This is a genomic window from Streptomyces sp. OZ13 (genome assembly GCF_052068155.1).
In the GTDB taxonomy this organism is placed as follows: Bacteria; Actinomycetota; Actinomycetes; order Streptomycetales; family Streptomycetaceae; genus Streptomyces.
Genome location: NZ_JBQHCZ010000014.1, coordinates 161,467 through 188,263 on the forward strand (window position 1 = coordinate 161,467; position 26,797 = coordinate 188,263).

25 protein-coding genes are annotated in these 26,797 nt (G+C 70.3%); 14 read left to right on the plus strand and 11 right to left on the minus strand.

The features are described from left to right. Window position 1: 1 nt before the first annotated feature. Complete coding sequence (locus ACTMTU_RS27290) at window positions 2–394, minus strand: MerR family transcriptional regulator (protein WP_441266101.1); 393 nt, start codon at window positions 392–394, stop codon at window positions 2–4. A gap of 185 nt (window positions 395–579) precedes the next feature. Beyond that, window positions 580–1,953: a cation:dicarboxylate symporter family transporter gene (locus ACTMTU_RS27295; RefSeq protein WP_441266102.1), complete on the minus strand. Its 1,374-nt coding sequence runs from the start codon at window positions 1,951–1,953 to the stop codon at window positions 580–582. 127 nt (window positions 1,954–2,080) lie between these two features. Between ACTMTU_RS27295 and ACTMTU_RS27300 the strand changes: the two genes are divergently transcribed. From ACTMTU_RS27300 to ACTMTU_RS27325, 6 genes are all read left to right on the plus strand, one after another. Then, the gene (locus ACTMTU_RS27300) at window positions 2,081–4,111 is read left to right on the plus strand and encodes an ATP-binding protein (protein WP_441266103.1); all 2,031 of its coding nucleotides are present in this window, start codon (window positions 2,081–2,083) and stop codon (window positions 4,109–4,111) included. Next, on the plus strand, window positions 4,108–4,788 hold the full coding sequence (locus ACTMTU_RS27305; protein WP_441266104.1) for a response regulator: 681 nt from the start codon (window positions 4,108–4,110) through the stop codon (window positions 4,786–4,788). Before ACTMTU_RS27300 ends, ACTMTU_RS27305 begins: the two co-directional genes overlap by 4 nt. Window positions 4,789–4,942: 154 nt before the next feature. Next, the gene (locus ACTMTU_RS27310) at window positions 4,943–6,301 is read left to right on the plus strand and encodes an ABC transporter substrate-binding protein (protein WP_441266105.1); all 1,359 of its coding nucleotides are present in this window, start codon (window positions 4,943–4,945) and stop codon (window positions 6,299–6,301) included. Window positions 6,302–6,308: 7 nt separating this feature from the next. Next, window positions 6,309–7,175 carry a carbohydrate ABC transporter permease gene (locus tag ACTMTU_RS27315; RefSeq protein WP_441266106.1) on the plus strand — a complete coding sequence of 289 codons (867 nt, stop codon included), beginning with the start codon at window positions 6,309–6,311 and terminating at the stop codon, window positions 7,173–7,175. Then, window positions 7,175–7,999: a carbohydrate ABC transporter permease gene (locus ACTMTU_RS27320; RefSeq protein ID WP_441266107.1), complete on the plus strand. Its 825-nt coding sequence runs from the start codon at window positions 7,175–7,177 to the stop codon at window positions 7,997–7,999. The genes ACTMTU_RS27315 and ACTMTU_RS27320 overlap by 1 nt, the downstream gene beginning before the upstream one ends. Window positions 8,000–8,283: 284 nt before the next feature. Beyond that, on the plus strand, window positions 8,284–8,904 hold the full coding sequence (locus ACTMTU_RS27325; RefSeq protein ID WP_441266156.1) for a helix-turn-helix domain-containing protein: 621 nt from the start codon (window positions 8,284–8,286) through the stop codon (window positions 8,902–8,904). A 44-nt stretch (window positions 8,905–8,948) separates the two neighbouring features. On the opposite strand, the gene ACTMTU_RS27330 is transcribed toward ACTMTU_RS27325, so the two are convergent. Both ACTMTU_RS27330 and ACTMTU_RS27335 read right to left on the minus strand, forming a co-directional pair. Next, window positions 8,949–10,004, minus strand: coding sequence for a helix-turn-helix domain-containing protein (locus tag ACTMTU_RS27330; protein WP_441266108.1), 1,056 nt, complete (start codon window positions 10,002–10,004; stop codon window positions 8,949–8,951). A 185-nt stretch (window positions 10,005–10,189) separates the two neighbouring features. Next, complete coding sequence (locus ACTMTU_RS27335; protein ID WP_441266109.1) at window positions 10,190–11,215, minus strand: ATP-dependent 6-phosphofructokinase; 1,026 nt, start codon at window positions 11,213–11,215, stop codon at window positions 10,190–10,192. A 303-nt stretch (window positions 11,216–11,518) separates the two neighbouring features. Between ACTMTU_RS27335 and pta the strand changes: the two genes are divergently transcribed. From pta to ACTMTU_RS27370, 7 genes are all read left to right on the plus strand, one after another. Continuing rightward, on the plus strand, window positions 11,519–13,600 hold the full coding sequence (pta, locus tag ACTMTU_RS27340) for a phosphate acetyltransferase (RefSeq protein ID WP_441266110.1): 2,082 nt from the start codon (window positions 11,519–11,521) through the stop codon (window positions 13,598–13,600). Next, a complete protein-coding gene (locus ACTMTU_RS27345) occupies window positions 13,597–14,850 on the plus strand; it encodes an acetate kinase (RefSeq protein ID WP_441266111.1) in 1,254 nt (417 codons plus the stop codon). The genes pta and ACTMTU_RS27345 overlap by 4 nt, the downstream gene beginning before the upstream one ends. 106 nt (window positions 14,851–14,956) lie before the next feature. Continuing rightward, window positions 14,957–16,387, plus strand: coding sequence for a pyruvate kinase (pyk, locus tag ACTMTU_RS27350; protein ID WP_441266112.1), 1,431 nt, complete (start codon window positions 14,957–14,959; stop codon window positions 16,385–16,387). Window positions 16,388–16,570: 183 nt separating this feature from the next. Next, window positions 16,571–17,329, plus strand: coding sequence for a hypothetical protein (locus ACTMTU_RS27355; protein ID WP_441266113.1), 759 nt, complete (start codon window positions 16,571–16,573; stop codon window positions 17,327–17,329). Then, window positions 17,326–17,715 carry a GntR family transcriptional regulator gene (locus ACTMTU_RS27360; RefSeq protein WP_441266114.1) on the plus strand — a complete coding sequence of 130 codons (390 nt, stop codon included), beginning with the start codon at window positions 17,326–17,328 and terminating at the stop codon, window positions 17,713–17,715. Before ACTMTU_RS27355 ends, ACTMTU_RS27360 begins: the two co-directional genes overlap by 4 nt. A gap of 27 nt (window positions 17,716–17,742) precedes the next feature. Beyond that, on the plus strand, window positions 17,743–18,393 hold the full coding sequence (locus ACTMTU_RS27365) for a hypothetical protein (protein ID WP_441266115.1): 651 nt from the start codon (window positions 17,743–17,745) through the stop codon (window positions 18,391–18,393). A gap of 234 nt (window positions 18,394–18,627) precedes the next feature. Next, window positions 18,628–18,804, plus strand: coding sequence for a hypothetical protein (locus ACTMTU_RS27370; protein ID WP_441266116.1), 177 nt, complete (start codon window positions 18,628–18,630; stop codon window positions 18,802–18,804). Between the two features lie 225 nt (window positions 18,805–19,029). Here the strand turns inward: ACTMTU_RS27370 and ACTMTU_RS27375 are convergent, their stop codons facing one another. From ACTMTU_RS27375 to ACTMTU_RS27395, 5 genes are all read right to left on the minus strand, one after another. Then, window positions 19,030–19,260, minus strand: a complete 231-nt coding sequence (locus tag ACTMTU_RS27375) for a hypothetical protein (RefSeq protein ID WP_441266117.1) — start codon at window positions 19,258–19,260, stop codon at window positions 19,030–19,032. A gap of 138 nt (window positions 19,261–19,398) precedes the next feature. Continuing rightward, window positions 19,399–20,730 (minus strand): hypothetical protein, encoded by a 1,332-nt coding sequence (locus ACTMTU_RS27380; protein ID WP_441266118.1) that lies wholly within the window; start codon window positions 20,728–20,730, stop codon window positions 19,399–19,401. Then, window positions 20,720–21,265, minus strand: a complete 546-nt coding sequence (locus ACTMTU_RS27385) for a DUF6114 domain-containing protein (RefSeq protein WP_441266119.1) — start codon at window positions 21,263–21,265, stop codon at window positions 20,720–20,722. The genes ACTMTU_RS27380 and ACTMTU_RS27385 overlap by 11 nt, the downstream gene beginning before the upstream one ends. Before the next feature lie 97 nt (window positions 21,266–21,362). Beyond that, on the minus strand, window positions 21,363–22,019 hold the full coding sequence (locus ACTMTU_RS27390) for a DUF6230 family protein (protein ID WP_441266120.1): 657 nt from the start codon (window positions 22,017–22,019) through the stop codon (window positions 21,363–21,365). Window positions 22,020–22,736: 717 nt separating this feature from the next. Beyond that, window positions 22,737–23,705 carry a tetratricopeptide repeat protein gene (locus ACTMTU_RS27395; protein ID WP_441266121.1) on the minus strand — a complete coding sequence of 323 codons (969 nt, stop codon included), beginning with the start codon at window positions 23,703–23,705 and terminating at the stop codon, window positions 22,737–22,739. A 283-nt stretch (window positions 23,706–23,988) separates the two neighbouring features. Between ACTMTU_RS27395 and ACTMTU_RS27400 the strand changes: the two genes are divergently transcribed. Continuing rightward, window positions 23,989–24,636 (plus strand): TetR/AcrR family transcriptional regulator, encoded by a 648-nt coding sequence (locus ACTMTU_RS27400; RefSeq protein WP_441266122.1) that lies wholly within the window; start codon window positions 23,989–23,991, stop codon window positions 24,634–24,636. Window positions 24,637–24,664: 28 nt separating this feature from the next. On the opposite strand, the gene ACTMTU_RS27405 is transcribed toward ACTMTU_RS27400, so the two are convergent. Together ACTMTU_RS27405 and ACTMTU_RS27410 are read right to left on the minus strand one after the other, a co-directional pair. Continuing rightward, window positions 24,665–26,365: an acyl-CoA mutase large subunit family protein gene (locus tag ACTMTU_RS27405; RefSeq protein ID WP_441266123.1), complete on the minus strand. Its 1,701-nt coding sequence runs from the start codon at window positions 26,363–26,365 to the stop codon at window positions 24,665–24,667. A 78-nt stretch (window positions 26,366–26,443) separates the two neighbouring features. Then, window positions 26,444–26,773: a DUF3817 domain-containing protein gene (locus ACTMTU_RS27410; protein WP_441266124.1), complete on the minus strand. Its 330-nt coding sequence runs from the start codon at window positions 26,771–26,773 to the stop codon at window positions 26,444–26,446. Window positions 26,774–26,797: the final 24 nt, after the last annotated feature.

Genomic DNA, 26,797 nt, shown 5'->3' on the forward strand with positions numbered 1-26,797 from the left:
GTCAGCCTCCGAATTCGCATTGTGGGTCCGGGCCCTCGGGCAACTGCGCCTCTGCCCGCAGCAACTGCTCACCGACCTGAGCCCGCACCGACCGCAGTTGCCCGATCAGCGTGTCCAGTTCGGCGAGCTTGGCCCGGTAGACGGCGAGCGAGGCGGGGCAGGAGTCGCCGGCCGGATGGCCGGCGCGCAGGCACTCGACGAACGGCCTCGTCTCCTCGAGGCCGAACCCGAAGTCCTGAAGGGTCCGGATCTGCCGGACCAGCCGCAGGTCGCCCTCGTCGTACGTGCGGTAGCCGTTCACCGCGCGCCGTGCGGGCAGCAGCCCGCGGGACTCGTAGTAGCGCAAGGTCCGGGTGGTGGTGCCGGCCCGCTCCGCAAGCTCGCCGATTCGCATGTCGGAGACCGTAATCCTTGACGCCGACGTCAAGGCAACGCCTGTCCTACGACGGGGGCCGGAACCCGCTCGCACGACGCCCGCCGGAACCTGCTCGCACGACGCCCGCCGGAAACGGAAAGCGGCGTGTGCCGGACCCAAGGGGGGAAGAGGTCCGGCACACGCCTGGAAGGAAGGTCCGAGAGTCAGACCTTCACAGGCTCACGCTCGTCGTCCCGCGGGGCCGGGACCTCCGAGGGACCGCTGTCGCCGTGCGGCGCGTGGTCGTCGACGAGGGTCTTCTCGTCGAAGGGGACCTTGCCGGCCAGCACCTGGGCGGCCCGCTCCTTGTCGATCTCCTTCGTCCACGTGCCGACCAGGACCGTCGCCACCGCGTTGCCCGCGAAGTTCGTCAGGGCACGCGCCTCGCTCATGAAGCGGTCGATGCCGACGATCAGGCCGACACCGTCGACCAGCTCGGGCCGGTGCGACTGCAGGCCGCCGGCCAGCGTCGCGAGACCCGCTCCGGTGACACCCGCCGCGCCCTTCGAAGCGATGATCATGAAGACCAGCAGGGAGATCTGCTCGGAGGCGCTCAGCGGCGCGCCCGTCGCGTTGGCGATGAACAGCGACGCCATAGTCAGGTAGATCGCGGTGCCGTCGAGGTTGAAGGAGTAGCCGGTCGGGACGGTGATGCCGACCACCGGCTTGCTCACGCCCATGTGCTCCATCTTCGCGATGAGACGCGGCAGCGCGGACTCGGACGAGGAGGTGGAGAGGATCAGCAGGAACTCGCGGCCCAGGTACTTCAGCAGCGAGAAGAGGTTCACCCCGGCGACCAGGCGGAGCAGCAGGCCCAGCACCACGAAGACGAACACGGCGCAGGTGACGTAGAAGCCGATCATGATGACGGCGAGCGACTTCAGGGCGTCCAGACCGGTCTCGCCGACGACCGCGGCGATGGCGCCGAAGGCGCCGACGGGCGCGGCCCACATGATCATGGCGAGGATGCGGAAGACCAGGCGCTGGATGTGTCCGATGCCGCGCAGCACCGGCTCGCCGGCCGACCCCATGGCCTGCAGCGCGAAGCCCGCCAGCAGCGCGACGAGCAGCGTCTGCAGCACCTCGCCCTCGGTGAAGGCGGAGACCAGCGTGGTGGGGATGATGCCGAGGAGGAAGTCGGCGGTGCTCTCGCTCGCTCCGGAGGCCTGCTTGGCGCCGGCCTCACGGGCGGCGTCGGTGAGGTGCAGGCCGGCACCCGGGTCGAGCAGGTTGCCGACGAGCAGACCGATGGCGAGGGCGACGGTCGACATGACGAGGAAGTAGCCGAGTGCCAGACCGCCGACGGCGCCGACCTTGGCGGCCTTGCGGACCGAGCCGATGCCCAGCACGATCGTGCAGAAGATCACCGGCGAGATCATCATCTTGATGAGGTTCACGAACCCGGTGCCGATGGGCTTGAGCTCGACGGCGACCCCGGGGGCGGCGAAACCGACGATGATGCCGAGCACCACCGCGCCGATGACTGCCAGATACAGATAATGGGTACGGTCCCGCTTGCCTGCGGCTGTAGTGGCCACGGGGTGCCTCCTCGTTCGAATGTTCGTCCACGTCCCGATGGATCTCAGCGACTATCCATCAGGCTGTGACACCGGTCACCCTTGCGTTCGTTTCGTTCACACAAATCCGGCCAGGCAGACTGGCGGCATGCGCATCCCCCGTCCCCGCAGCCTGGCGACCCAGCTCTTCGCGATGCAGGTCGTGCTGGTCGCCGCGATCGTGGCCGGCTGCGCGCTCTTCGCCTACCTCACCGACCGGTCGCAGGCGGAGGAGAGCGCGCGCCTGCAGTCCCGGGCCACCGCGGCCGCCGCCGCGCGCTCCCCCTCGGTCTCGGAGGCCGTACGGTCGAAGGACCCGTCGGCGTTCCTCCAGCCGTACGCGGAGGGCCTGCGCAAGGACGCCGGCATGGACTTCGTCGTGATCATGGATCCCCAGGGACGGCGCTGGACGCATCCCGAGCCGGACCGGATCGGACGTACGTATCTCGGCCACATCGAGCCGGCGCTGGACGGTCGGGTCTACAGCGAGCAGTACGTCGGGACGCTCGGGCTGTCGGTGCGCACGGTGGCGCCGGTGTACGACGGCGGGCGGGTCGTCGCCATCGTCAGCGCGGGCATCACCGTCGAGGAGATCACCGAGCAGGTGCGTGACCAGGTCACGGCGCTGCTCGCCATGGCGGGTGCGGCGCTGGTGCTCGGCGGGGCCGGCACGTATGTCATCAACGCCCGGCTGCGGCGGCACACCCACGGGATGAACGCGGCGGAGCTCGGCCGCATGCACGACTACCACGAGGCCGCGCTGCACGCCGTGCGCGAAGGTCTCGTCATGCTCGACGGCGGCCGGCGGATCGCGCTCGCCAACGACGGGGCGCGTGAGCTGCTCGGGCTCGGCGAGGACGCCGTGGGCCGCCATGTCGCGGACCTGGGACTTCCGCGGCCGCTCACCGGAGCGCTGCTGGCCTCCGAGCCGCGCGTGGACGAGCTCCATCTCTCCGCGGACCGGGTCGTCGTCGTCAACAGCCGGCCCGTGGTGGGCGGGGAGCAGCGCGGCACCGTCGTCACCCTGCGCGACCACACCGAGCTCCAGGCCCTCTCCGGTGAACTGGACTCCGAGCGGGGCTTCACCCAGGCCCTGCGGTCCCAGGCCCACGAGGCCGCCAACCGGCTCCACACGGTCGTGTCACTGATCGAACTCGGCCGGGCGGACGAGGCGATCGTCTTCGCCACGGCCGAACTGGAACTGGCCCAGGCCCTCACCGACCGCGTCGTCGACGCGGTCGGCGAACCCGTGCTGGCGGCCCTGCTGCTCGGCAAGGCGGCGCAGGCCAACGAGCGCGGCGTGGAACTGGTCCTCGCGGAGGACAGCCGCATCGACGACGGCGTCATCCCGCGCTCGCTCCCCTCCCGCGACCTGGTGACGATCCTGGGCAACCTGATCGACAACGCCGTCGACGCGGCGTCGGAGACGGGCACGCAATCCCGTCCCGTCGCCGCCGCACCGGCGGCGGCCCCACCCTTGGCTCCCGCGCCCCGCTCGCCCGAAGCGCCGTACGAGGAGCCGGACGAGCAGCCGGACGGGGCGCCTGACGAGGCCCTGCACGCGACCCCGGCCACCGCCCCGGCCGTAACGGCCACGAGGTCGGCCGCACCGGCCGTGCCCGATCCGCCCTCCCCCGCCGGCACCGCGCCCGTGCCGGCACCGGCGCCGTCGGTGCCCGCCTCCCGTACGGCGGACGAGCCGCCCGCCCACGGCGCGGACGCCCACGGCGAGGACGCGCATGGCCCGCACGCACCTGGCACGCCGCCCCACCCCGGGACCGCGCCGCCCGAAGACAGCGTTCCCGAACGCAGCGTCCCCGACGGCAGCGTCTCCCTCGACAGCGCGGACGCGGCGCCGCCCCGCGCCGTACGTGCGCGGGTCACCGTGACCGCGCGGGTCGAGGGCGGTGAGCTGCTGCTGCGCGTCGGTGACACCGGCGCCGGTGTCGACCCGGACGACGCCGCCGAGGTGTTCCGGCGCGGCTGGTCCACCCACGGCGCGGGCCGCGGCCTCGGTCTCGCGCTCGTGCAGCAGGCGGTGCACCGCGGCCGTGGCACCATCGTGCTGGCCCAGGGCCCGGACGGCGGCGCGGAGTTCACCGTGCGGCTGCCGCTGCATCCCGCGGAGGTGCCGGCGTGACGATCAGAGTTCTCGTGGTCGAGGACGACCCCGTCACCGCCGACGCGCACGCCCTCTACGTGGGACGCGTCGCCGGGTTCAAGGTCGCCGGGATCGCCCATTCACGGGCCGAGGCCGTGCGCGCCCTGGAACGCACCGACGTGGACCTGCTGCTGCTCGACCTGTACCTGCCCGACGGGCACGGGCTGGCGCTCGTACGGTCGCTGCGCGCGGCCGGCCACTCCGCCGATGTCATCGCCGTCACCTCCGCACGCGATCTGGCGATCGTCCGCGAGGGTGTGTCGCTCGGGGTCGTGCAGTACGTCCTCAAGCCGTTCACGTTCGCCACCCTCCGCGACCGGCTCACCCGTTACGCGGAGTTCCGTGCCTCCGCCGGCGAGGCGAGCGGCCAGGACGAGGTGGACCGGGCGCTCGCGACCCTGCGCACGCCCCGTGTCACCACGTCCCTCCCCAAGGGCCTCAGCGGTCCCACCCTGGAGGCGGTCACGCGCACCCTGCGCGAGTCGACGGAAGGGCTCACCGCCACGGAGGCGGCCGCGGCCGTCGGCATCTCGCGGATCACCGCACGCCGCTATCTGGAGCACCTGGTCACCGCCGGCCGGGCCGACCGCGCGCCCCAGTACGGGCAGATCGGCCGCCCCGAGCTCCAGTACCGCTGGATCAGCACCGTCCGCTGAGCCGTCAAGTCGCGTGTTCTGCACGGGGATTGCTTTTGTCAACTGACCGGTCATACGGTCACCGGGCAGCAGCCCACGCGCCCCGCAGCTCGCTCGCGGCAGCAAGCGCACCGCAGTCCTGCCCGGCGCCCCCGGCTCCGAGGAGGTCGTGCCCGTGCGCCCCACCGCCCCACTGGCCCTCACCATCGCTGTCACCGCCCTCGCGGCGACCCTCACCGCCTGCGGCAGCGGGTCCGGCGGCGACCCGGACACCGTGGAGGTCGTCTACAACCGTTCCACGGACAACAAGATCCGCTTCAAGGACGCCTATCTGGAGGCGGCGAAGCGGCAGTTCGAGAAGGAGAATCCGGGCAAGAAGGTCAAGCTCGTCCCGATCCAGGCCCCGGACAACGACTACGCCACCAAGGCCCAGCAGATGATGCGTTCCCCGAAGACCGCGCCGGACCTGGTCTACGAGGACACCTTCCGCATCAACTCCGACATCAAGGCCGGATACTTGAAGCCGCTCGACGACCAGCTCGCCGGCTGGGACCAGTGGGACCGGTTCGTCGACACCGCGAAGAGCGCCGCGAAGGCCGAGGACGGTAAGACGTACGGCGTTCCGGACGGCACGGACACCCGGGGCCTGTGGTTCAACAAGGAGATCTTCGCGAAGGCGGGCCTCCCGGCCGACTGGCAGCCGAAGAACTGGGCGGAGATCCTCGACGCCGCCCGCACCGTCAAGGAGAAGGTCCCCGGCGTCGTCCCGTTCAACGTCTACACCGGCAAGGGCCCCGGCGAGGCGGCCGTCATGCAGGGCTTCGAGATGCTGCTGTACGGCACGGGCGAGGACCCGCTCTACGATCCCTCCGCCAAGAAGTGGGTGACCGGAGGGCAGGGCTTCAAGGACGCCCTCGACTTCGTCGGCACGGTCTACAAGGAGAAGCTCGGGCCGGACGTCTCCGACGCGCTCGACCCCAATGTGGGCACCCGCGTCGCCACCGAATGGTTCCCGGAGGGGAAGCTCGCGATCTCGCTCGACGGCTCGTGGATGGGCCAGAACTGGATCAACAAGGGCCCCAAGGAGTGGCCCGAGTGGAGCGAGAAGCTCGGCCAGGCTCCGATGCCCACCCAGCACGGCCAGGCGCCGGGCAAGGTGTCGATGTCGGGCGGCTGGGCCTGGTCGATCCCGGCGAAGGCCGCGAACCCCGACCTCGCCTTCGAGTTCGTGAAGACGCTGCAGACCAGGGAGAACGCGACGAAGTGGTGCGTCGTCGGCGCGCAGATCGCCGTGCGCGAGGATGTGGCGGCCGATCCGCGTTACTTGAGGTCCATGCCGGGCATCGAGTTCTTCACCGGCCTCGTCCAGTACACGCACTACCGGCCGGCGCTGCCCGTGTATCCGCAGGTCTCGACGGCGATCGGCGAAGCGATGGAACAGGTGACCACCGGGGACGCCTCCGCGGCGGAAGCGGCGAAGGCGTACGACGAACAACTGAAGACCATCACCGACGGCGCCGTCGTCGCCAAGTGAGCGACCGGTGAGCGCCTCCCGAACGGGATGGTGGCGGTGGGTACCGCTCACCCCCGCCACCATCCTGCTGCTGCTGTTCCTCGCCGGCCCGATCGGCTACTGCGTCTGGATCGCCTTCACCGACACCCAGCTGACGGGCCAGGCAGGGTCCGAGTTCGTCGGATGGGACAACTTCCGCCGTGCCTTCGCCGACGACGACTTCCGCAACGCCGTCGGGCTGACCCTCGTCTTCACCTTCGTGTCCGCGATCGTCGGCCAGAACACCCTGGGCCTGGCCCTCGCCGGTCTGATGCGTGCCGCGTCCCGTCCCGTGCGTACCCTCACGGGAACCCTGGTGATCACTGCGTGGGTGCTGCCGGAGATCGTGGCGGCGTTCCTGCTCTACACCTTCTTCCGCCGCGAGGGCACGCTGAACGCGATCCTCGACTGGCTGCATCTGCCGGCGCAGAACTGGCTGTTCACCCTGCCGATCCTGGCCGTGTCGTTCGCCAATGTGTGGCGCGGCACCGCCTTCTCGATGCTCATCTACTCCGCGGCGCTGTCGGAGATCCCGCGGGAGGTGACGGAGGCCGCCGAGGTCGACGGGGCGTCCGGCCCGCGCCGTGTCCTGTACATCACCCTGCCGATGATCCGGCGCTCCATCGGCACGAACCTGATGCTGAACACCCTCTCGACCCTCTCGGTCTTCGGCCTGATCTGGGCGATGACCCGCGGCGGACCGGGCAACCGCAGCCAGACCCTGCCGGTGTTCATGTACGACCAGGCGTTCCTCAAGTCCTTGATCGGCTACGGCACGGCGGTGGCGCTGCTGCTGTTGCTGGTGGGTTCGCTGTTCTCGGTCGTCTATCTGCGGCTGATGAAGGTGGAGCTGTGATGCGCCGCGCGACCCGTGCGCGCCTCGCGGCCGACACGGCGCTGCTGATGACCGCGGCGGCGTTCGCGGTGCCACTGCTGTGGCTGGTCCTCGCCTCCGTGGACGCGGAGGCGGACCTGCGGCTGCGGGTCCCCTCGTCGGTCACGGCCGGCAACTTCGACGCGGTGCTCACCGACGAGATCACGTACACGCCGATGCTCAACAGTCTGCTGCTGTGCGGGGGCGCGACGGTGGTCTCCGTGGTGTGCGCGGCACTGGCCGCCTATCCGCTCTCGCGGCACCGGTCGCGCTGGGGCCGCTCGTACCTTCTGACCATCCTGTTCACGACCTGTCTGCCGATCACCGCGATCATGGTCCCGGTGTACGGCCTGTTCGTGCAGGTCGACCTGATCGACACGATGTACGGCACGGCGCTGTTCCTGGCGACCGCGCAACTGCCCTTCGCCGTCTGGCTGATGAAGAACTTCATGGACGGCGTCCCGGTGGTGCTGGAGGAGGCCGCGTGGACGGACGGGGCGTCGAACCTGCAGACACTGACACGGGTGGTGCTGCCCCTCATGGGCCCCGGAGTGACGGTGGTGACGATCTACACGTTCATCATGCTCTGGGGGAACTTCTTCGTCCCTTTCATGCTGCTCCTGAGCCCCGAGCAGCTGCCCGCGTCCGTCTCGATCTTCACGTTCTTCGGCAACTACGGCTCGGTCGTCTACGGACAGCTCGCGGCGTTCTCGATGCTGTACTCGGCACCGGTGCTGGTGCTGTACATCCTGATCTCCCGCAGGCTGGGCGGCGGCTTCGCCCTGGGCGGGGCGGTGAAGGGGTGACGGACAGGCCCGTATCGCCACGGCCGGCCCGCCCGGCGGCGCGGTACGCTCCCGGCGCCACGGAACCGCCCGGTAACCGCGGTGACCCACTCCCCACCGGCCCGGCCATGGCCGTCCCGACGGTACGGGCGCGTGATCAGGTCGGAGCTTTCGACAAGCTGTGGCTTTGGGTGTACGCACCGTAGTCAGCGGGCGACCGCCGCCCCTAGGTTGTGCGCGTGCAGCACAACCCCTCCCCTCCGTTCAACGCCCCCGCCGCGCGCCGACTGCGCGAGGCCCTGGGGATGGCGCCGGGTCATGTGGCGTACGGGCTGCGGGCCCAGTACGGAATGCCGGTCACTCCCGAGACCGTGACCGCGTGGGAACGAGGGCTCGCCGTCCCCGACACCCGGGAGCTGACCGCCCTGGCCGGCGTGCTGTGGTGCTCGCCGGGAGAGCTTCTCTCCACCGCGACGAGCCTGCGCGAGCACCGGATCGCCCGCGGTCTCGCGCCCGACGAGCTGGCCCGGCGCCTCGGCATGGACGCCTCCGCCTATCTGCGGATGGAGGAGTCGGGCAGATGGCGGGGCAACGAGCGGCAGACCGCGGCCCTGGCGGGAGCGCTCGGCCTGGCGCCCCGCGAACTGCTCGCCGCGACCGGCCGCGACAAGGAGCTCGCCGAGCTGCTGCGGGGCGCGGTGACCTCGCGCTGGCAGGCTTACGTGCGCCCGGTGGGCAAGATGCTGCCGCTGGAACGCGGCCATCTCCAGGACGTCCTCCAGCAACTGCACGCCGACTACCAGTCCCGGATGGTGGCCACCCTCAGCTGGGGCGCGGCCTCCGACGACACCGGCGAGCCGGGCCGTGAGTACCTCGACCGGATCGTGGACCACTTCTGGGAGCTGGCGCGCGGCCCCGGGCACTAGGAGCGCGCGGGCCTCGGGCTTCAGGAGCCCGCGTGCTTCGGGCTTCAGGAGCTTCCGGGCCTCGGGTCGAACGAGAACAGCTGGCCCGTGCCGTCGTCCGTGCAGCCGAGCTGACGGATGTCGGCGCCCTTCTTCTCACTGTCGGCCGCCTCCACCCCGGCACACAGGCCGCTGTGGACGGGCCGCAGCCGGTAGCCGCGCACGGGCTTGCCCACCGGTTCCAAGCGGAAGGCCTCCGCCGGGCCGCGCTTGCCGCACTCCTGGTCCTCCACCGGGGCGCCCGCCTCTGTGGACTTCTCCTGGACGCCGGTGCAGCCCCAGCCGAAGGTGGTGTGGAACGTCTCGAGCCGCCAGTCGGTCCCGATCCGTTTCAGGGAGAACCTGGGGATGGAGTCCGGCGAGCACGGCTGCTGGTAGAGCTGGCCGTTCTGCCCGCCCTGCTCCGCGAGACAGAGCCCGGAGTCCACGGCCCGTATCTGTACCGGTCCGGGAGCCGGCCCGCTCACCGCGGGCGGCTCGTCGTCCGCCTCCGTGCCGCCTCCGAAGTGCAGCGCGGCCGCGGTGACCGCGGCGGCGATCACGACGGCCGCCGCCACCGCCGGCAGCGGCCGGAGCCGCCGCCGGGCGCCGGACGGCGCAGGTTCCGGCCCGTCCGGCCGCGGGGCCGTGCCGGGTCGGAGTGACACCCCGTCCGCCGTGGCGGGCGCCGGCTCGTCCCCGGAACGCGGTTCGCGTCCGGACTCCGTGAGGGCCGGCGCCTGTCCGCCCTGTCCCCCGTCCGTCGCCTCCGACACCGCGATCCCCGGCCGTTCGCGGCGGGTCAGCTCCTTGCGCAGCCGCAGCCACGCGTCGAGTTCACCCGGGCCCGCCCCGCAGGCCCGCACGAACGCGGCGACGAGTTCCTCGCGCGGCAGCGTGGTGCGGCCGAGCATGTTGGCGACGGTGGAACGCGGCAGCACGTCCCCGACCGCCTCCGCACGGGACGTCAACTCCCGGTAGGTCAGGCCCGAGCGGTCCTTGAGCGCCTGCATGGCAGCAACGAACTCGGCCGGGTCCCGTACCCGATCCGGATCCGGGGCACCGCTCCCGGCGAAGTCCATCCGCTGCTCCCCCTCTGCCGCCCACCTGCTGGGACAAGGTGGGACACGTCCCGGACAGGGAACAGCCTTGCGAGCGGCGGCGGGTAACTCAAGAGTGGTCTTCGCCAACCACCGGCGGGGGGAACGCCGAACGGCCTTGATCGCCACGGGGGGACGATCAAGGCCGTTCGGCCGGGGGCGAATCCTCAGAAGACGGACTCGGCCTCGAACATCCGGTTGTCCGGGACGGTCTTCAGCCGGGTGACCGCGTGCGCCAGCGGCACCATCTTCACGTCCGTGCCACGCAAAGCGGTCATCATGCCGAACTCGCCCCGGTGCGCGGCCTCCACCGCGTGCCATCCGAACCGGGTCGCGAGGACCCTGTCGTACGCCGTGGGTGTGCCGCCCCGCTGGACGTGGCCGAGAATGACCGGCTTGGCCTCCTTGCCGAGCCGGCGCTCCAGCTCGGCGGCGAGCCGGTTGCCGATGCCCTGGAAGCGCTCGTGGCCGAACTGGTCGATCTCGCCCTTCGCGTACTCCATGGAGCCCTCGGCGGGGTGGGCGCCCTCCGCGACGCAGATCACCGCGAACTTCTTGCCGCGGGCGAAGCGCTCCTCGACCATCTTGACGAGATCGTCCACCTCGAAGGGCCGCTCGGGCAGGCAGATGCCGTGCGCGCCGCCGGCCATGCCCGACTCCAGGGCGATCCACCCGGCGTGCCGGCCCATGACCTCGACGACCATGACCCGCTGGTGCGACTCGGCGGTGGTCTTCAGACGGTCGATGGCCTCCGTGGCGACCATGACGGCGGTGTCGAAGCCGAAGGTGCGATCGGTGGAGGAGATGTCGTTGTCGATGGTCTTCGGGACGCCGACGACGGGCATCCCCGCCTCTGCCAGCATCCGGGACGCGGTGAGCGTCCCCTCGCCGCCGATCGGGATGAGCGCGTCGATGCCGTACTGCTTCGCCAACTCGGCCGCGTTCTCGGCGGCTTCGCGCAGCCGGCCGCGCTCGAGGCGGGCCGAGCCGAGGATCGTGCCACCGCGGGCGAGGATGCCACTGACGGCGTTGAGGTCGAGCGGACGGTAGTGGCCGTCGAGGAGTCCCTTGAATCCGTCCTCGAAACCGATGACTTCGTCGCCGTGACCCGTCATGGCACGGTGCACGACCGACCGGATCACTGCGTTCAGACCCGGGCAGTCTCCGCCTGCGGTGAGCACTCCGATGCGCATCGTGCTGTGTCTCCTGCTCGTCAGTGGTCCTTGTGAGCCCACATCCGATTGTCCCACGGGCCGGGGAACGCCCGCGCTCCCTGCTACTCCGCGCCGCTCGGGGCCGTCGGCACCGTCGTTCCCGCCCGGCGGGCGCCTTAGCCACCCGCGGAGGTATTGTCAAGAGGGCATTGCCGCCCCGTGCGGCCTTTCGGCGCGCCCGGGCCCCGCCGTCGTACGGCGGAGCACCGGGTGGGCCGGCGAAGCGGCGGGGGCCGGGGCACGCCCCGGATCGCACCCATGGACTTGGACGGGAGAGTACGCGTGGCGCGGAGCGTTTACGTGACCGGGATCGACCGCGGAGACGGCCGGCAGGTGGTCGAGCTGGGGGTCATGGAGCTCCTGACCCGCCAGGTGGACCGGGTGGGCGTCTTCCGCCCCCTCGTCCACGACGGCCCCGACCGGCTCTTCGAGCTGCTGCGGGCGCGCTACCGGCTCTCCCAGAACCCCGCCTCCGTCTACGGAATGGACTACGACGAGGCGGCCGCGCTCCAGGCGGAGCAGGGCACCGACGAGCTGGTCTCGCGTCTGGTCGAGCGCTTCCTGGCGGTGGCCAGGGACTACGAGGTGGTCCTGGTCCTCGGCACCGACTACGCGGGCACCCAGCTGCCCGACGAGCTGGCGCTCAACGCCCGGCTCGCCAACGAGTTCGGCGCCTCCGTGATCGCGGTGGTGGGCGGCAAGGGCCAGACCCCGGAGTCCGTACGGGCGGAGACGCGCAACGCCTTCCGCGCCTACGAGGCCCTCGGCTGCAACGTCCTCGCCATGGTCGCCAACCGGGTCACCCCCGACGAGCGGGTGGGCATAGCCGAGCGGCTCGCGGCCCGTCTCCCCGTTCCCTGCTACGTGCTCCCCGACGAGCCCGCGCTCGCCGCCCCCACGGTCGCCCAGATCACGCACGCCCTGGGCGGCACGGTCCTCCTCGGCGACGACTCGGGGCTCGCCCGCGACGCCCTCGACTTCGTCTTCGGCGGCGCGATGCTCCCGAGCTTCCTGCCCGCCCTGACCCCCGGCTGCCTGGTCGTCACCCCCGGCGACCGTGCCGACCTGGTCGTGGGCGCCCTCGCCGCGCACTCCGCGGGAACGCCGCCCATCGCGGGCGTGCTGCTGACGCTGAACGAGCGTCCCAGCGAGGAGATCCTGACCCTCGCGGCCCGCCTCGCGCCCGGCACCCCGGTCGTCTCCGTGACGGGGAACAGCTTCCCGACGGCGGCGGAACTGTTCGCGATGGAGGGCAAGTTGAATGCCTCCACGCCGCGCAAGGCGGAGACCGCGATCGGTCTCTTCGAGCGTCATGTGGACACCGGCGACCTGCTGGCCAGGATCGCGGTGGCCCGCAGCGGCCGGGTCACCCCGATGATGTTCGAGCACGAACTGCTGGAGCAGGCCCGTGCCCACCGCCGCCGGGTGGTACTGCCGGAGGGCACGGAGGAACGGGTGCTGCGCGCGGCAGACGTCCTGGTGCGCCGCGACGTGTGCGACCTGACCCTCCTCGGCGACACCGAGGTCATCCGCAAGAAGGCCGCCGACCTCGGCATCGACCTGTCGGCCGCCCAGCTGATCGACCCGCAGACGTCCGAACTGCGTCAGCCCTTCGCCGAGCGGTACGCCCAGCTGCGCGGCCACAAGGGCGTGACGGTCGAGCTGGCGTACGACGTGGTGGCGGACGTGAACTACTTCGGCACGCTCATGGTGGACAAGGGCCTGGCCGACGGCATGGTGTCGGGCTCGGTGCACTCCACGGCCGCCACCATCCGCCCGGCCTTCGAGATCATCAAGACGAAGCCCGAGGCGTCGATCGTCTCGTCGGTGTTCTTCATGTGCCTGGCCGACGAGGTGCTCGTCTACGGCGACTGCGCGATCAATCCGGACCCGGACGCGGAACAGCTCGCCGACATCGCGGTGCAGTCGGCCGCGACGGCCGCCCGCTTCGGCGTGGAGCCGCGGATCGCGATGCTGTCGTACTCCACCGGCACGTCGGGCTCCGGAGCCGATGTCGACAAGGTGCGCGAGGCGACGAAGCTGGTGCGCGCGTCGCGTCCGGACCTGCACGTCGAAGGGCCCATCCAGTACGACGCCGCGGTCGAGCCCTCCGTCGCCGCCACCAAGCTGCCGGACTCCGAGGTCGCCGGCCGGGCGACGGTCCTGATCTTCCCGGACCTGAACACCGGCAACAACACCTACAAGGCCGTGCAGCGCTCGGCGGGCGCAGTCGCGGTCGGACCGGTGCTCCAGGGTCTGCGCAAGCCGGTCAACGACCTGTCGCGCGGCGCGCTGGTCAGCGACATCGTCAACACGGTCGCGATCACCGCGATCCAGTCCCAGGCCCAGGAGCTCCCCGCATGACCGCCCCGGATTCCCCCACGCGCGTCCTCGTCCTCAACTCCGGCTCGTCGTCGCTGAAGTACCAGCTGCTCGACATGCGCGACGCGTCCCGGCTGGCGGTCGGTCTGGTGGAGAGGATCGGCGAGGCGACCTCGCGGCTGGTGCACACGCCCCTCGGGGGCGGCGGGGATCGGCGCGAGCGCACGGGTCCGATCGCGGACCACGACGCGGCGCTCAAGGCGGTGTCCGAGGAGCTCGCGCAGGACGGGTTCGGGCTGGACTCCCCCGCGCTGGCAGCGATCGGCCACCGAGTGGTGCACGGCGGTCTGAAGTTCCACGCCCCGACCGTGATCACCGAGGAGGTGATCGCGGAGGTGGAACGCCTGGTGCCGGTCGCGCCGCTGCACAACCCGGCGAACATCACCGGCATCCGCACGGCCCGGACGCTGCGCCCGGACCTCCCCCAGGTCGCCGTCTTCGACACCGCCTTCCACACGACGATGCCGGAGGCCGCCGCCCGGTACGCCATCGACGTCGAGACGGCGGACGCGCACCGTATCCGCCGCTACGGCTTCCACGGCACCTCGCACGCCTATGTCTCGCGGGCCACCGCGGCGCTGCTCGGCAAGGACCCGTCCGAGGTGAACGTCATCGTGCTGCACCTGGGCAACGGCGCGTCCGCGTCCGCGGTGGCCGGTGGCCGGTGCGTGGAGACCTCGATGGGGCTGACCCCCTTGGAAGGTCTCGTGATGGGTACGCGCTCCGGTGACATCGACCCGGCGGTGACCTTCCACCTGAAGCGCGTCGCCGGCATGAGCATCGACGAGATCGACGCACTGCTCAACAAGAAGAGCGGTCTGGTGGGCCTGTGCGGGGACAACGACATGAGGGAGATCCGCCGGCGGATCGACGAGGGCGACGAGCGGGCGCGGCTGGCGTTCGACATCTACGTCCACCGGCTGAAGAAGTACATCGGCGCGTACTACGCGGTGCTCGGGCGGGTGGACGCGGTGGCGTTCACGGCGGGTGTCGGGGAGAACGCCGCCCCGGTGCGAGAGGCTGCCGTCGCGGGTCTGGAGGAGATGGGCCTCGTGGTGGACCCCGGGCTGAACGCCGCCCGGTCGGACACGGCGCGGCTGATCTCGCCGGAGTACGCACGGGTGGCGGTCGCCGTCGTGCCGACGGACGAGGAGCTCGAGATCGCGCGACAGACCTTCGAGCTGGTGACGGGAGAAGGGAAGAAGGAGGTGCCCGACAGCCCGACAGCCTGAAGCGCTGGAAGGCCGGAAGGCTGAACGCCTGAGCGGGCCGGCGCCCATTTGTACATTCCACCAGACGGAATATTCCGCAGGGAAACAAACCGATAGGATCCGCCTTATGCGCCGTTCCAAAATCGTCTGCACACTGGGCCCCGCCGTCGACTCATACGAGCAGCTGAAAGCGCTCATCGAGGCCGGTATGAACGTGGCCCGTTTCAACTTCAGCCACGGGACCCACGCCGACCACGAGGAGCGGTACCACCGCGTCCGCCAGGCGTCAGAGGACACCGGCCACGCCGTGGGCGTGCTGGCCGACCTCCAGGGTCCCAAGATCCGCCTCGAGACCTTCGCCGAGGGACCGGTCGAACTGGTCCGCGGCGACGAGTTCACCATCACGACCGAGGACGTCCCCGGCGACAAGTCGATCTGCGGGACCACCTACAAGGGCCTGCCCGGAGACGTCTCCAAGGGCGACCAGGTCCTGATCAACGACGGCAACGTCGAGCTGCGCGTCGTCGAGGTCGACGGATCGCGGGTCAAGACGATCGTCGTCGAAGGCGGCGTGATCTCCGACCACAAGGGCATCAACCTGCCCGGCGCGGCCGTCAACGTCCCCGCCCTTTCCGAGAAGGACGTCGAGGACCTGCGCTTCGCACTGCGCATGGGATGCGACATGGTCGCGCTCTCCTTCGTCCGTGACGCGAGCGACGTCAAGGACGTCCACAAGGTCATGGACGAGGAGGGCCGCCGCGTCCCCGTCATCGCCAAGGTGGAGAAGCCGCAGGCGGTCGAGAACATGCAGGACGTCGTCATGGCCTTCGACGGCGTGATGGTGGCCCGTGGCGACCTCGCGGTGGAGTACCCGCTCGAGCGGGTGCCGATGGTCCAGAAGCGCCTCATCGAACTGTGCCGTCGCAACGCCAAGCCGGTGATCGTGGCGACCCAGATGATGGAGTCGATGATCACCAACTCCCGCCCCACCCGCGCCGAGGCGTCCGACGTCGCGAACGCGATCCTGGACGGCGCGGACGCGGTCATGCTCTCCGCGGAGTCGTCGGTCGGCGCGTACCCGATCGAGACGGTCAAGACGATGTCGAAGATCGTCGCCGCGGCGGAGGAGGAGCTGCTCTCCAAGGGCCTCCAGCCCCTGGTCCCCGGCAAGAAGCCCCGCACCCAGGGCGGTTCGGTCGCCCGTGCGGCCGCCGAGATCGCGGACTTCCTGGGCGGCAAGGCGCTGATCGCGTTCACCAAGTCCGGTGACACGGCCCGCCGTCTGTCGCGCTACCGCGCCGAGCAGCCCATCCTCGCCTTCACGACGGACCAGTCGACCCGTAACCAGCTGACGCTGAGCTGGGGCGTGGAGTCCTTCCTCGCGCCGTTCGTGGAGACTACGGACGCGATGGTCGAGATCGTCGACGCCGAGCTGCTCAAGCTCCAGCGTTACAACGCGGGTGACGTCATGGTGATCACGGCCGGCTCGCCTCCCGGCGTCCCGGGCACGACGAACATGGTGCGCGTCCACCACCTCGGCGGCGAGGCCCGCGGCTGACCCCGCTCCCCTGCCCACAGGCGGCCCCCCGGCCTTCACGGCCGGGGGGCCGTCTTCTTGCGTCCCCCCGCCGCCACCCCCTCCGGACCCCGAACAGGCGTATCAACTCCTTGACACAGTCCGGGAGCTGGGCAATTGTGTCACTACCTTGATACACCTGACGGACGGAGAAAGGTGGTCGGCATGTCTGCTGCCTCGACGGCGGAAGGCACCTGGCGCACGTGGATCGACACCCCCGTCCGATGGGCGGGCGCGGCCGCCGGCATCGCGGTCGGCGCACTCGTCGACTTCAGCCCGGAGCCGGACGTCCAACTCCTCCACGCCTTCCCCGCGTTCGGACTCTGCGTCATGGCCGGCGTCCTGGCGGCCGATCTGATCGCCCGCCCACGGCGCGGCTGGATACGGGTGGCGGAAGTGAGACCCCGCCGCGTCCGCGACCATGTGCCCCGCGCCCTCGCGGCGTTCCTCGCCGCGCAGGCGCTGATCCTCACGGTGCTCGTCGTCATCGCCGCGAGCACGGCCTCGGCGGACTCCCAGGGCCGCTCCGGAAGGGCCCTGGCCGTCGAGTGCCCGGCCGGGTCCCAGCTTCTCGGCCCCTGGCCCGGCCTCTACTACGCCTGGCCGGCACTGGGCGGCATGGCCCTCGGCACCGTCGCCTGTGCGCTGCTGCTGCGCCGCGTGACCTTGCGCTCCCAGACGGACGACCAGCGCCGGATCCAGGCGCGCGCGGCGGTCGGCGCCTGGGGAGTCCTGGTCACGGCCCCGCTCTTCGCCGTCTCGTTCACAATGGCCGTCGTCGTACTGAGCCTGTCCTGCGCGGGCGTGGCGAAGGTCTTCGCCCTGACGGCGCTCGCCCTCACCGCCTTCACCTCGGCACTGAGCGGCTGCCACTGCCTGGGCGTCCTCCTGATCCCCCAGGCCTACACGGAGGCGAAGTCATGACCGCGCACAGCGTCCGCATCACCGTCAACCACGCGGCGCCCGTCCCGCCCTACGAACAGGTCCGGGCCCAGCTCGCCGACCTCATCTCCGTCGGCCGGCTCCGCCAGGGCGACCGGCTGCCCTCCGTCCGCCAGCTCGCCGCCGACCTCGGCCTCGCCAACAACACGGTGGTCCGCGCCTACCGCGAACTGGAGACCGCCGGCCTGGTCAGAACCCGCCGCGGCTCCGGCACCCAGGTGATCGCGCCCCCGTCGATCGCCGACTCCAAGGAGAAACTCGCGGAACAGGCCGGCCTCTTCGCAATCGCGGCACGCCGACTCAACGCGACGGACGAGGAGGCACTCGCGGCGATCCGGCACGCACTGGCGTCGACGGACAGCGTCTGAGTTTATAGGGGTGCAGTTTACAAAAGCGTGGCCGGCTACCTGGAGCGCAAAGCGACGGACATCGCACATCCCATCACGGTCCTGGAGAACGCCGGGCTTCTCCACCGGGATGCGGATGCCTTCCGTGAGAACCGCTCCACCTACCGGATCGCCGAACCCCTTATCGCCTTCTACCACGCCGTTATGCGCCCCGTCTGGGACCAGTTGGAACGTCCAGGCAGCGCCGCCCGCGTCTGGCAGGCGAGCCGCCGCCGTTTCGTGAGCAACGTTCTCGGTCCGCACTTCGAGCAGGTCTGTCGCGAGTGGGCGCTGCACCACGCCGATCCGGAATGGCTCGGGGGCCTCCCGGCGCGCGTGGGCCACGGCGTGGTTCACGACGCTGCGACGCGCAAGGGTCACGAGGTGGACGTCGCGGTCGCAGGAATTCCGGAAGGCAGCGGCAAGCCACCGTTGCTGGCCATCGGCGAGGCCAAGTGGAACGATGAGATCGGCGCGGCTCACATTCAGCGCCTCGAGCACGTGCGGGACTTGATCACACGATCGGGGCGTTACGACACGACGCACACGCGGCTTCTGTGCTTCAGCGGTGCAGGCTTCAACGGCAAGGCCCGTGCGGCGGCTGAAGCGTCGCGAGATGTGGGCCTGGTGGATCCGGCGATGCTGTACGGGAGGTTCTGAACCGCCGCCCCCTCACCGGCTTCATGTGCCTCACGTAAGCACCCTCAGGGTCCGGGAGCCGCCCATCGTCGGTTCGGCCGGCCAGGCGGTTGAACACTCCGTAGCACCTGGTGTCACACGACCCATGGGGCTCGTTCCATGAACGGTATGAACGCACAACCCGAGATCACCCCGCGCTGATTTCGCGACTGTCGCATGATGCCGGCGGCGCTTCCAGATGCCCGTGACCCGCTGTTGGCGTTCGACTTCATCAGCATCGATGACGACATCGCCGGCGCCGCCATGAACGAGCCGGCCCGCATGCTTCACTCCCTGGACTCCATTCACCTGGCAACGGCGCGCCTCCTCGGTGCGGAGCTCACCGCTCTCGTGACGACCGGCTCGCCGCGGCGGCAAAGGATGCGGGCATGAAAGCGCTCGCGCCACGTGACTGAGACACAGGCAAGTGCGGCAACGACTTCGGCCCGCGTGCCAGTGACACGTCCGACCGTGCTGCACGACCACTGACACATCCCGGCGGCACCGGCCGCGCTGGGTCCAAGGCACCGTGCCGAAGGGGCGGCACCGTGTCGCATCGCGGTGCCGCCCTCCATCGCTCCGTCCGGGCCCGGATCCGCCGGGACTACGGAGACGGGCTCAGGTCGTGACTTCGACTCCCTCCGTGTTCCAGGCGCGGGCGAACCCGCTGCCGCGTGCCGAGATGGTCACCAGGTCGGCTCCGTAGTCGATGTCCCCAGCGATCTCACCAGGGGCGACCGGTGGCCACTCGACGTCCAGATGCTCGCCCGGGGACAGCTCGTACTCCATCCCCGACGGTTCGAACTGCACCGTGAGCGGATCGTCCGCGGCCGCTACTCGGATCCTCATCTGCCTACCAGTTCTCCAGGATGTACTTCATCAGATCGGCGCGGCTCGGGCGGGCCTCTTCCGGGAACGACTGAGGGCCGCACCCCCCTGAACGGGTGCGGCCCACAGCCTCTTTCGCGGCTCCCGGTGGTTCGGGGGTCAGCCCTTCGCGCCGGTGAAGTAGTTGTGCAGGCCGGGGACCGTCAGCGTCCCGCCGAACTGGCCGGCCTGGGTGACCTTCACGTCGGTGAACATGGCGAAGGGGACGTTCAGCGGCGGCGGGGTCTCCGGGCTGAAGGTGATCGGGATGATGCCGAAGAGGTTGCCCTTCAGCTCCTCCGTGTACATGGTCACTTCACCGTCGCGGATCGTCGAGGTGGAGCCCTTGGCGGCCTCGACGTGCGCGGTCGTGCCGTTCGGGCCGACCACGAGCTGGTGCAGGTCCTTGATGTCCACGCCCGTCGCGGTGAACTTCAGAACCTTCTTGATCTTGCCGCTGCCGGTCTTGACCTCCACGATGCCGTGGTAGTCGAGTCCCGTCAGCGTGAGCATGGAGCTCTCGAGGATCCACGGGTCGTCCGGGAGCAGCGGTCGTCCGGGCTCGAGTTGGGCGTCGGCCAGGGCCTCCGGGTCCGGGGTGGGGCACGGGAAGCGCGGCTTGGCGCCGTCCGGGATGGCCTCGTCCTGCTTGGGGTCGAGTCCCTTGACGTCCTCGTCCAGCTCTTCGACCTCGGCGCCGGCCTTGTCCGCCGCGTCCTTGATCGCTTCCTTGGTCTTGTCGACCGTCTCGTCCACCGTGTCGCCCACCGCGTCGGCGGGCTTCTCCGCGGGCTCCTCCGCCGGTGCCTCCGAAGGCGCCTCCGACGGGGCGGCCGAGGGTTCCTCGGCCGGCTGCGTCGCGGTCTCGCTCGGCGACGGCGTCTCGGACGGCTCGCCCTTCAGCGTGTCGCCGATGCCGTCGATGATCTCCTTGACCTTGTCGCCCACGCCCAGCGGGTCGAGCGGGTTGGTCGACTGGCTCGGGGTGGGCTCCGGCGCGGGCGCCGCCTGCTCGGATCCGGCCGCGGAGGCGGACGGGCTCTCGGCAGGCTTCGGCTCCTGCGCCCCGTCGCCCGTTCCGGCTCCGGACGTGGGGCTCGGCGTCGGCTCCGGATCGGCCGTGTCTGAGGGGGACGGTGACTCGGACGGCTTCGCCGTCTCAGACTCCGACGCGGACGGTGACGGCGACTCCGAAGGCTCGTCGGAGCGGGTCACGCACGGGCCGGGAGCGAAGGGGATGTCCTTGTCGTCGGCCAGGGCCAGCTTCGGGGTGAGCCCCATGCCGACGAAGACGGCGGTGGGCATCGCGGCCAGGGCTATCGCCTTGCTCGCGGGCATCTGGAACTTGTGGAACAGAGACTTCCTGGGCGCGGCGTGGCGCGGCCCCTTTCTCTCCCGCGAGCCGTCGCCGCCCGCGTCCGCGGTCAGCGGTGGTGTCACGTCACCCGGCACTGTTCCTCCCGCCGTTGCCTTCGATGGATGTCTCGTGCATGTCCGCGCCGAAGCCGTCACGCTGCTCCGGTACGGCGGGGCTGTCGGGCGCGGCCTGCTGGACGGCGGGCGCATCGTCGGCGCTCACGGGCTTCCCGGGCGCCCACGACAGCGAGAGCGCGCCGCCCGTGAGGGACAGGACGAACCCGATGATGAAGCCGCCCAGGTTGGCGATCGGAAGGGACACCAGCGCCAGGAGAATCGTGGCGACACCCGCGAACACCCGTACGATGTGCTGGAACCACATCGTCAGACCCAGCGTCACCAGCAGCACGCCGATGATCAGCGAGCCGGCCCCCGCCGTCGTCTGCATCGCGAGGTTCATGTGGCCGATTTTGAAGGTCGCATACGGGAAGTAGGCGATGGGGATCCCGCCGAGCAGGGTCAGCAGACCCGCCCAGAAGGGCCGCTGCCCCCGCCAGGTACGGAAGTTCCGCCGGAGGACGCGGATGTAGTGCTCGTCCCGCCCCTGTGACACTGCAGTCTCGGCGCTCATGGAAAACAGCTCCCTGGTACTGGCGTTGCTGTGTGAAGAGAGTGGCGGGCGGGCGAAGCTGCCAGAGTCTCACCCGCCCGCCCGGACGGGGCTACCGTCAGTAGCACTCGACCTTGGGGCCGTCGCCCTTGTGCAGGCGCATGCTCAGACCGCTGAGCTCGAAGGTGCCGGCGGTCGTCGCCCACGCCTTCTGCTCGACACCGGTCAGCTCGACCTCTTCCGCCTGCTGGGCGAACCCGTTGGGCAGGATCGAGGTGTCCTTGACCGCCGGGCCCTTGCCGGTGCCCGGGTTGTCGGTGTCCTTGGCCGCGACGCCGATGTCGATGTTCTTGAACTTGGCGTTCGCGTCCAGCTCGGACACGTCCAGGTAGAGCTTCTCGGCCTGGACGGCCGTGCCCTTGTCGCCGGCCGTCAGCTTCAGCGTGATCTTGCCGACGAACGGGACGTCGGTGACGACCGACTGGCACATCTTGGTGATCGACGCGTTCTTGAACGTCGAGATCGCAACGGGGTGCGCGACCTTCTCGTCACCCTTGAGGTCCTTGTACCCCATGTCGACGCCGCCGTACTGGGAGAACCCAGATCCGACGAGCTTTCCGGCCGTGACCTTGAACTCCTGGCCCGACACCGCGAAGGACGCGGCGAGCGCCCCCTGTGCCAGGCCGACGCCTATCGCAGCCGTCGCGGCCACGCTCGGCACCATGACAAGGGCGAACCGCTTCCATCTGGTTCCACCGCGAGCCATAGACTCCATGACTTTCCTCCTTCTCGGACGTACATCTCCGGTCCGGACCCTCGGGCCCGTCCTGGGATGGGAGAAGTGCTACGTCCTCGGGAAGGAGAGCGCCTGGTCTTCAGGCGCGACGTGCGTCCGAAGAACACCGGCGATCACCCCCGAGCGACAACCACTGGTCGCGCCTGACTCGTCACGCACAACCTGCCGGACAGGCCCTGCCGTTCTGTGGCAGGAACCCCCCTGTCCGCGACCGGCGCCTGGGACGCCGATCGGCCCGGTGGGGACCCAATGGGCCGCGGCACGACTGGGAGCCGGGCTGGTGCGGTATTGGACCGAGCGTCGCCGATCGTGGTCCATTCCACGCCAGGGCACAAGGGGGTTCGTTACTGGCTAGTAACGGCCTGATAACCGCGCCACGACCGCGCGATGTCGCGCGAGCACGCTGGGTGCCGTCCGCACCGCCGACACAGAGGGCGATAGCCATCGATAACCGGACAGAACAAGGCCGTTGCTGTACTCGGAGTAACCCGGCCACCCGTTTACCAAGTTTTGGCAAAGCCGCGCCGTGTTTTGTCACTGTGTCGCCAAAACGGCGGTGACGCCGTGTCAGCGCCACCGCCGCAAATCCGTCAGATCGCCACCCTCAGGACACCCTTGTCATAACGGCTGTCAATGAACGTCCGGCCGGGGCCCGGTGAGACGCCGCCGAAACCTCGGCGACATCACAGGAGTGGGTCAGAAGAGCACCCGCGCGAGCGCCTGCCGGGCCGCCGTCACCCGCGGGTCGTCCTGACCGACCACCTCGAAGAGTTCCAGCAGCCGCACCCGTGCCGTGTCGCGCTCGTCCCCGGCGGTGCGCCGCACCGTCTCCACGAGCCGGCCGAAGGCGTCCTCGACGTGTCCGCCGACGAGGTCCAGGTCCGCGGCGGCGATCTGCGCCGTGGCGTCGGCCGGGTCGGCGGCAGCGGCGTCGCGGACCTTCTGCGGGTCCATGTCCTTCACGCGGCCGAGGAGTTCGGCCTGCGCGAGGCCGAGCTTCGCCTCCGTGTTGCCCGGGTCGTCGGACAGCACGTTCTTGTACGCCTGGACCGCGCCGCCGAAGTCGCCCGCGTCCAGGGCCTGTACGGCCGCTTCCAGCAGTGCGTCGTAAGGGCCGGCCGGGGCGGGGGCCTGTGCGGTCTCCCCCGAGGCGTCCGGGTCGACCACGATGCCGGTGAGGCCGAAGCGCTCCTCGGCCACCTGCACCAGCTGGTCGAGCGTCTGGCGGATCTGCGCCTCCGGCGCGGCGCCCTGGAAGAGGGGCAGCGCCTGGCCGGCCACCACCGCGAACACCGCGGGGATGCCCTGGATCCCGAACTGCTGCATCAGCATCTGGTTGGCGTCGACGTCGACCTTGGCGAGAACGAACCGGCCGTTGTACTCCGTGGCGAGGCGCTCCAGCAGCGGGCCGAGCTGCTTGCACGGCTCGCACCACTCGGCCCAGAAGTCGATGACGACCGGGACCTCGGTGGAGCGCTGCAGGACGTCGCGCTCGAAGCGCGCCTCGTCGGTGTCGATCACCAGGCCGGCAGGGGACACGGCTTGACCGCCACCCTGACGGGCGGCCTCGGCCCTCGCCTGCTCCGCCTTCGCCTTGGCCTCATTGGCCGCCTTCACCGCGGCGAGGTCGACGACGCCGCTCATGGACATGTTCCTAGGCTGCATGAGTACATCCTCCCCCTTCCGCGCGCACAAATAAAAAGCCGCTCTCCCCGGCCGCCGGCAGGCGGCCCCGGGGTGCGACCCCTCCGTCGACCGTGATCGACTCGGCGGCCGGTCCTGCGATTCCGAGATGTCGGCGCCGGGTCCCCACCATGGCGCCTGTGGTTGTCGCGACGAGCCGGTCAGAGGCTTTCGCTACGGGTCGTAGCGTATCTGCGTGGGTCCGGCAGTGTGAAGCATTTTCCGGTGAGCTGCCTCACAGCCTCCTTTCTCCTTACCGGCGGGTATGGTCGCGGGCATGTCCAGCAGCACCCACCCCGCAGCACCCCGTACCGGTCGTACGGGACGGCCTCGCAGCGCCGAGGCCGATACGGCGATCCTGGAGGCGACCCGCGCCTCCCTCGTCGAGCTGGGGTGGTCGAAGCTGACCATGGGGGACGTCGCCACGCGGGCGGGGGTCGCCAAGACCACGCTGTACCGCCGCTGGGCGAACAAGAACGAGCTGGTCGTCGACGCCGTGGCGGTCCTCTTCGACGAGCTCGAACTCGCCGACCGCGGCAGCCTGGTCGCGGACGTGGAGGGTGTGGTGCTCCAGTTCGCCGAGTTGCTCGGGCAGCCCGAGACCAAGACGGCCCTGATGGGCGTCGTCGCGGAGTCCACCTGCGACGAGGCGCTGCGGACACGCATCCGGTCGGCGATCGTCGAGCGGCAGAAGCGGCTCGTCGTCGAGGGCCGGGAACGCGCTCAGGCCCGCGGCGAGCTTCCGTACGAGGCCGACCCCGAGGCGGAGGCCCGCAACACGGACCTGATCTTCGACGTGGTGGCCGGCGCGGTGGTCCACCGGGCGCTGGTGAGCGCGCAGCCGGTGGACGCTGAGTGGGCGCGGCGCTTCACGTCGCTGCTGGTGTCGGGCCTCGCCGCCCTGCCCCGCTGAGCCGGGCGGCGAGGGGCCCGCGACGGGCTCAGAAGCCGGGCGGCTCCGTGTAGATGCCCCACTCGTCGCGCAGAGCGTCGCAGATCTCGCCCAGCGTGGCCTCCGCCCGTACGGCGTCGAGCATCGGCGCGATCATGTTGGAGCCGTCGCGCGCGGCGGTCAGCATCGCCCCCAGCGAGGACCGCACGAGCGCCTCGTCGCGGCCGGCCTTGCGATCGGCCAGCACCCGCACCTGCTCGCGCTCGACCTCGTGGCTGACCCGAAGGATCTCCAGGTCGCCGGTGACGGAGCCGGTCGCGGTGTTGACGCCGACGACCTTCTTGTCGCCCTTCTCCAGGGACTGCTGGTAGCGGAAGGCGGACTCGGCGATCTCGCCGGTGAACCAGCCGTCCTCGATGCCGCGCAGGATGCCGGAGGTGATCGGGCCGATCGGGTGCTGCCCGTCGGGGTGGGCCCGGCGGCCGCGTTCCCTGATCTGGTCGAAGATCTTCTCCGCGTCGGCCTCGATGCGGTCGGTGAGCTGCTCCACGTACCAGGAACCGCCCAGCGGGTCGGCGACGTTGGCGACGCCGGTCTCCTCCATCAGCACCTGCTGGGTGCGCAGCGCGATCTCGGCGGCCTGCTCGCTGGGCAGGGCGAGGGTCTCGTCGAGGGCGTTGGTGTGCAGGGAGTTGGTACCGCCGAGGACCGCGGACAGTGCCTCGACCGCTGTGCGCACCACGTTGTTGTACGGCTGCTGGGCGGTGAGCGAGACACCGGCGGTCTGGGTGTGGAAGCGCAGCCACTGGGCCTTGTCGGTCTTCGCGCCGTACACCTCCTTCATCCAGCGGGCCCAGATCCGGCGTGCGGCGCGGAACTTGGCGATCTCCTCGAAGAAGTCGAGGTGCGCGTCGAAGAAGAAGGACAGGCCGGGGGCGAAGGTGTCGACGTCCAGGCCGCGGGAGAGGCCCAGCTCCACGTAGCCGAAGCCGTCGGCGAGGGTGTACGCGAGCTCCTGTGCGGCCGTCGCGCCGGCCTCACGGATGTGGTAGCCGGAGACCGACAGCGGCTTGTACGCGGGGATGCCCTGCGCACAGTGCTCCATCAGGTCGCCGATCAGGCGCAGATGCGGCTCGGGCTGGAAGAGCCACTCCTTCTGCGCGATGTACTCCTTGAAGATGTCGGTCTGCAGCGTGCCGTTCAGCACGGCCGGGTCGACGCCCTGGCGCTCGGCGGCTACCAGGTACATGCAGAAGACGGGCACGGCGGGACCGGAGATGGTCATCGACGTCGTCACGTCGCCGAGCGGGATGTCCTTGAAGAGGACCTCCATGTCGGCGGCGGAGTCGATGGCGACACCGCAGTGGCCGACCTCGCCGAGCGAGCGCGGATCGTCGGAGTCGCGGCCCATGAGGGTCGGCATGTCGAAGGCGACGGAGAGCCCGCCGCCGCCGGCGGCCAGGATCATCTTGTAGCGCTCGTTGGTCTGCTCGGCGTTCCCGAAGCCGGCGAACTGGCGGATGGTCCAGGTGCGGCCCCGGTAGCCGGTGGGATGCAGTCCGCGGGTGAAGGGGTACTCACCGGGCCAGCCGATGCGCTCGAACCCCTCGTAGTGGTCCCCGGGCCGGGGGCCGTACACGGGCTCGACCGGGTCCCCGGAGAGCGTGGTGAAGTCGGCGTCCCGCTTGCGGGCCTTGTCGTAACGGGCCTGCCAGCGTCGGCGGCCTTCCTCGATCGCGTCAGCGTCCATACTCCAAATTTACTAGGACGTCCTAGTAAATGTCGATGGCAAAGCGCCGCGAGCCGTGCTCGCGGCGCTTCGGGGGTGCTACGCGTCGGCCGTCGCCGGGGCGGCGTCACCGGCGATCAGGGCGCGCGCCTCACGCGTGATCTTCGGCTCGACGAAGAACGAGGCGAAGGGGATGCAGCCCGCGGCCAGCACCCACAGCAGCTTGCCGAACGGCCACTTCGCCTTGGAGCCCAGGTCGAAGGCGAAGACGACATAGATGATGAAGAGCACGCCGTGGACCTGCGAGATCAGCATGGTGTCGCCGGTGTCGAAGCCGTACTTGGCGACGATCGCCACGGTGAAGACCAGCAGCCATACGGCGGTGACGTACGCCATCACCCGGTAACGGAAAAGCACATTCGCCTTCATGGCATCGAGCGTAACCGGGCGGCC

Excerpts from the sequence above, each read along its gene's own strand:
- ACTMTU_RS27345 (WP_441266111.1), top strand. The coding sequence starts at position 13,597 with ATGACCGCCCCGGATTCCCCCACGCGCGTCCTCGTCCTCAACTCCGGC.
- pyk (WP_441266112.1), top strand. The coding sequence starts at position 14,957 with ATGCGCCGTTCCAAAATCGTCTGCACACTGGGCCCCGCCGTCGACTCA.
- ACTMTU_RS27330 (WP_441266108.1), bottom strand. The coding sequence starts at position 10,004 with ATGGACTTCGCCGGGAGCGGTGCCCCGGATCCGGATCGGGTACGGGAC.
- ACTMTU_RS27325 (WP_441266156.1), top strand. The coding sequence starts at position 8,284 with ATGGCGCCGGGTCATGTGGCGTACGGGCTGCGGGCCCAGTACGGAATG.
- ACTMTU_RS27355 (WP_441266113.1), top strand. The coding sequence starts at position 16,571 with ATGTCTGCTGCCTCGACGGCGGAAGGCACCTGGCGCACGTGGATCGAC.
- ACTMTU_RS27320 (WP_441266107.1), top strand. The coding sequence starts at position 7,175 with ATGCGCCGCGCGACCCGTGCGCGCCTCGCGGCCGACACGGCGCTGCTG.
- ACTMTU_RS27335 (WP_441266109.1), bottom strand. The coding sequence starts at position 11,215 with ATGCGCATCGGAGTGCTCACCGCAGGCGGAGACTGCCCGGGTCTGAAC.
- ACTMTU_RS27390 (WP_441266120.1), bottom strand. The coding sequence starts at position 22,019 with ATGGAGTCTATGGCTCGCGGTGGAACCAGATGGAAGCGGTTCGCCCTT.
- ACTMTU_RS27410 (WP_441266124.1), bottom strand. The coding sequence starts at position 26,773 with ATGAAGGCGAATGTGCTTTTCCGTTACCGGGTGATGGCGTACGTCACC.
- ACTMTU_RS27375 (WP_441266117.1), bottom strand. The coding sequence starts at position 19,260 with ATGAGGATCCGAGTAGCGGCCGCGGACGATCCGCTCACGGTGCAGTTC.
- ACTMTU_RS27290 (WP_441266101.1), bottom strand. The coding sequence starts at position 394 with ATGCGAATCGGCGAGCTTGCGGAGCGGGCCGGCACCACCACCCGGACC.
- ACTMTU_RS27300 (WP_441266103.1), top strand. The coding sequence starts at position 2,081 with ATGCGCATCCCCCGTCCCCGCAGCCTGGCGACCCAGCTCTTCGCGATG.
- ACTMTU_RS27405 (WP_441266123.1), bottom strand. The coding sequence starts at position 26,365 with ATGGACGCTGACGCGATCGAGGAAGGCCGCCGACGCTGGCAGGCCCGT.
- ACTMTU_RS27395 (WP_441266121.1), bottom strand. The coding sequence starts at position 23,705 with ATGCAGCCTAGGAACATGTCCATGAGCGGCGTCGTCGACCTCGCCGCG.
- ACTMTU_RS27400 (WP_441266122.1), top strand. The coding sequence starts at position 23,989 with ATGGTCGCGGGCATGTCCAGCAGCACCCACCCCGCAGCACCCCGTACC.
- ACTMTU_RS27385 (WP_441266119.1), bottom strand. The coding sequence starts at position 21,265 with ATGAGCGCCGAGACTGCAGTGTCACAGGGGCGGGACGAGCACTACATC.
- ACTMTU_RS27360 (WP_441266114.1), top strand. The coding sequence starts at position 17,326 with ATGACCGCGCACAGCGTCCGCATCACCGTCAACCACGCGGCGCCCGTC.